Source organism: Halovivax sp., from assembly GCA_007119345.1.
Classification (GTDB): Archaea; Halobacteriota; Halobacteria; order Halobacteriales; family Natrialbaceae; genus Halovivax.
In genome coordinates this window covers 1-2,587 of the sequence record SKPV01000146.1, presented here as the reverse complement: position 1 = coordinate 2,587, position 2,587 = coordinate 1, and the positions used below count along the sequence as shown (strand labels likewise).

Annotated in this window: 3 protein-coding genes; all 3 read left to right on the top strand. The window is 71.3% G+C overall.

The window, feature by feature from the left end; genetic code table 11:
• Positions 1 to 193: 193 nt before the first annotated feature.
• Entirely contained in the window at positions 194 to 694 is a 501-nt protein-coding gene (locus QZT59_RS10030) for a (2Fe-2S)-binding protein (protein ID WP_290815123.1), read from the top strand.
• The gene (locus QZT59_RS10025) at positions 694 to 1,617 is read left to right on the top strand and encodes an FAD binding domain-containing protein (protein ID WP_290815112.1); all 924 of its coding nucleotides are present in this window, start codon (positions 694 to 696) and stop codon (positions 1,615 to 1,617) included. Before QZT59_RS10030 ends, QZT59_RS10025 begins: the two co-directional genes overlap by 1 nt.
• Positions 1,614 to 2,587 (top strand): xanthine dehydrogenase family protein molybdopterin-binding subunit (locus QZT59_RS10020; RefSeq protein WP_290815102.1); only part of this gene is annotated, 974 nt, incomplete at its 3' end. The genes QZT59_RS10025 and QZT59_RS10020, both read left to right, overlap by 4 nt.

Genomic DNA, 2,587 nt, shown 5'->3' with positions numbered 1-2,587 from the left:
TCGGACCAGTATCCAGTCCAGGAGAAGTCCAGTTCCTTCGCTCGGAGTGTGCAGCCATCGCCAGACGTTCGCCGTCCACCGACGTGCAGCCATCGCCAGACGCTCGCCGTCGCCGGATACGGTCTTCGCCGACACGCCCACAGAACTATCAGCCACGCTCTCGAGCCTTCGAGCAATCGAGCCGAACTCCACAATGAGCGACCACGAACTCGAACTCACCGTCAACGGTACCGACGAACGGCTCACGGTCGAGGCGCGCACGCTACTGGTTCACGCCCTGCGCGACGAACTCGGCTACACCGGACCGAAGGTCGGTTGCGAACGTGGCAAGTGCGGCGCCTGCACCGTCCACGTCGACGGCGAGCCCGTCAAGTCCTGTACGACCCTCGCCGTCCAGGCCGACGGCTGCGAACTGACGACCGTCGACGGCCTCGCCGACGGCGACGGGCTCCACCCCATCCAGCGGGCGCTTCACGAAGCCCACGGCGTCCAGTGTGGCTTCTGTACGCCAGGGATGGTGATGACGATCGCGGCGCTGCTCGAGGAGGACGCGACGCCGACGGAGAAGTCGGTGCGTCACGCCCTGAAGGGGAACATCTGTCGGTGTACTGGCTATCAGCACATCGTCGAGGCGGTGGTCGCGGTCGCCGAGACGGAGGCTGGATCGACGACCGACGCCGGAGGTGAGACGTAATGTACCCGCCCGCTTTCGACTACCGGCGTGCATCGTCCGTCGACGACGCCCTCTCGCAGCTGTCGAGCGACGACGGGCGGGACGTCCGCCCGATCGCCGGCGGGCACGGCCTGCTTCCGGCGATGAAAACCGGCGAGCTGGCGCCGGACGTCCTCGTCGACATCGGCAACTGCGAGGAGCTCCGCGGGATCGAACGGATCGACGAGGGCGTCGTCGTCGGCGCCCTCACGACCCACGCAGAGCTGGTTGACTCGGCCGTTCTCAGAGAGCGCGTCCCGGTACTCGCGCAGACGGCGGCGGCCGTCGGCGACGTCCAGATTCGTACCCGGGGGACGATCGGGGGCAACCTGGTCGAGGCCGACCCCGGCGCGGATGTGCCCGCAGCGCTCCTGGCGACCGGGGCGAGGATCCGCATCCAGGGAGCCGACGGCCACCGCGAACTTCGGGCGGCCGACGTCGTCGGCGGGCCGGGCGAGACCGCCGTCGCCCACGACGAGCTCGTGACCGAAATCGTCGTCCCCGATGCGGCGTGTGGTGCCTACGTGAAACGGACCCACCCCTCCCGCGGGTTCGCGATGGTCGGCGTCGCGGCGGTCGTCGAGGTCGCCGACGGCGCGATCGCCACCGCCCGCCTCGGCGCCGTCGGCGCGACCGAGCGACCGATTCGCCTGCGGTCGGTCGAAGAGGACCTCGAGGGAGTTGCCGTCGACGTCATCGACGACGAGAGCGGCGAGGGTGGTGAGCTGATCGTCGACGAAGCCGCGATCGAGGCGGCGGCCGGGCTGGCGGCCGGCGACGTCGACGGCCGGCACCAGGGCGACGTCCACGCCTCCGGTGCGTTCCGCGCGCAGTTACTCGGGCCGACGGTCGCGCAGGCCGTCTCTGCCGCGCTCGAACGGGCCAGCCGGGGTGAGCCAGCGTGAGTGACGAACGGACGGGTGACGAACGGACCAGTACTGAGCGGACGGGTGACGACGGAGACCGATCGGACGGCGCCGACGTGACTGGCGACCGGCTCGTGGGCCGCGGCGTCGCCCGTCGCGAGGACCGCGCGCTGCTCACCGGCGAGGCCACCTACACTGACGACCTGACCCCGCCGGATGCCGCCCACCTCGCGTTCGTTCGCAGCGAGCACGCGCACGCGTCGATCGAGGACGTCGACGCCTCGGCCGCCCGCGAGGTCGACGGCGTGGTGGCCGTCTACAGCTGGGCGGACGTGGCGGCCTCGGATGCGCCGGGCGTGATCCCGATCGCCGCCGAGCGACTGGACTGTGAGATTCCGGGCCATCCCATCCTGGCGCACGAGCGGGTGCGCTACCACGGCGAGCCGATCGCCGCCGTCGTGGCCGACAGCCCCTACGCCGCCCGGGACGGCGTGGCGGCGGTCTCCGTGACGTACGACGAACGCAACGTCGTCGTCGATCCGGCGGCCGCCGCCGACGCGTCGGCGCCGACGCTCTACGAGGCGGCTCCGGACAACGTCGTCGACCGCTCGGAGATGGGCGACCGGGAGGAGACCGCAGCGGCGTTCGCAGACGCAGACCGGATCGTCGACCTCGACCTCGAGAACAACCGACTGATCCCCTCGGCCCTGGAGCCCCGCGCCGCGCTCGCTCGCTGGGATGCGGCCGACGAGCGGCTCACCGTCGAGATGACCAGCCAGTCGCCCCACGGCCACCGCCGAAAGCTCGCAGCCACCCTCGGCATGCCCGAACGCCGCATCCGGGTCGTCTCGCCGTCGGTCGGTGGCGGCTTCGGTCACAAGGGTCACCACCACCCCGGCGAGGCGATGGCCGCCTGGGCCGCGATGGCCCTCGACCGCCCCGTGACGTGGACGGCGACGCGCTCGGAGAACTACCTCGCCGGCGCCCACGGGCGTGACCACCGAACGAC